This window comes from Stutzerimonas stutzeri (assembly GCF_000935215.1).
In the GTDB taxonomy this organism is placed as follows: domain Bacteria; phylum Pseudomonadota; class Gammaproteobacteria; order Pseudomonadales; family Pseudomonadaceae; genus Stutzerimonas.
In genome coordinates, this window is the sequence record NZ_JXXD01000324.1 from 1 (window position 1) to 1,910 (window position 1,910).

Sequence of the window (1,910 nt, forward strand, 5' to 3'; positions counted from 1 at the left end):
ACCCCAACCCTCTCCCAAGGGGAGAGGGAGCAAGAGCGGAGCAGTGCCAGGCGAGAACGTTGAGCAACCGCGCGATCACCCCCCTGGGGCGGGCGTGAGGGAAGCGTTAGGCGACCCCGACGTGGGCCAGCCCGCACCCCGGCCCTCTCCCCTCATAGGGAGCAAGACCGGAGCCATGCCAGACGAAGATGCCGAGCAGCCACACGATCACTCCCCTCTCCTTCCGGGAGAGGGGGTGAAGGACGGGGCCGAGAGCCTCGCTGCGGGCTGGTTTTCCAGCCGTGCCTGGCAACCCTTCCCGTTCCAGCAGGAGGTGTGGCAAGCGATAGGCCATGGCGAATCGGGGCTGCTGCACGCCACCACCGGCTCCGGCAAGACCTACGCTGTCTGGCTCGGAGCCCTGAATCGCTTTGCGACCAAGGCACCCTCTTCCACCGCGACGGACAAGCCAGCGCCTTTGACGGTGCTCTGGATCACCCCTATGCGCGCATTGGCGGCCGATACCGCGCGGGCTCTGCAAGCACCGCTGGATGATCTCGGCATCAACTGGAGCATCGGCCTGCGCACCGGTGATACCAGCAGTTCCGAGCGTGCGCGCCAGGGCCGAAGGCTACCCAGCGCGCTGGTCACCACACCGGAAAGCCTGACCCTGCTGCTGACCCGTGCCGATGCGCGCCAGGCCTTCGCCGGACTGCGCATGCTGGTGGTGGACGAGTGGCATGAGCTGCTGGGCAATAAGCGCGGCGTGCAGCTGCAACTGGCACTGGCGCGGCTTCGTCAGTGGATGCCGGAGCTCATCGTGTGGGGGCTGTCGGCGACCCTCGGCAACCAGCCCCATGCGCTGGAGGTGCTGTTGCATCCGGGGCGCGGCAAGCTGGTGCAAGGTCGGGTCGACAAGGATCTGCGTGTCGATACCTTGCTGCCGCCGAGCATTGAACGCTTCCCCTGGGCCGGCCATCTCGGGCTGCGCATGCTGCCGCAGGTGGTCGAGCAGATCGACTCGGCGGCCACAACGCTGGTCTTTACCAATACCCGCTCCCAGTCGGAGATCTGGTACCAGGCGATCCTCGGCGCGCGGCCGGACTGGGCCGGGCTGATCGCGTTGCACCACGGCTCGCTCGCTCGCGAGGTACGCGACTGGGTGGAGCTGGGCCTCAAACAAGGTGCGCTGAAAGCGGTGGTCTGCACCTCGAGCCTGGATCTCGGTGTCGATTTTTTACCCGTCGAGCGGGTCCTGCAAATCGGCTCGCCCAAGGGCGTGGCTCGGCTGATGCAGCGGGCCGGTCGCTCCGGGCATGCGCCGGGTCGGACTTCCCGCGTCACGCTGGTGCCTACTCACAGCGTCGAAGTAGTGGAAGCCGCGGCCGCCCAGGTCGCCATCGCCGAACGCCGCATCGAAGCCCGCAGCGCGCCCCATCGACCACTGGACGTACTGGTGCAGCACCTGGTGAGCATGGCGCTGGGCGGTGGGTTTCGTCCGGAAGAATTGTTCGATGAGGTTAGGCAGGCCTGGTCGTACCGCGATCTCACTGACGATCACTGGCAATGGGCGCTGGCCTTCGTGCGGCACGGCGGGCATTCCCTGACCGCCTACCCGGATTACCAGCGTGTGGAGCCGGACGACACCGGGCTGTGGAAAGTGCCTAGCCGCCGTGTGGCGCTGCGCCATCGCATGAGCATCGGCACCATCGTCAGCGATGCCAGCCTGACGGTGAAATTCTGGGCCAAGGGCGGCAGCGGCCGCTCGCTGGGCACTATCGAGGAAGGCTTCATTGCGCGCCTGCGCCCGGGCGACAACTTCCTCTTCGGCGGCCGTTTGCTGGAGCTGGTACGGGTCGAGAACATGACCGCCTACGTCAGCCGCGCCACGGGAAAGAAGGCCGCCGTGCCCCGCTGGAACGGCGGCCGCA

General features: G+C 67.2%; 1 protein-coding gene. It reads left to right on the plus strand.

Annotated features, from left to right (window positions below):
• Positions 1-175: 175 nt before the first annotated feature.
• On the plus strand, positions 176-1,910 hold a 1,735-nt coding region (locus tag LO50_RS22975; RefSeq protein WP_236690623.1), incomplete at its 3' end, for a DEAD/DEAH box helicase.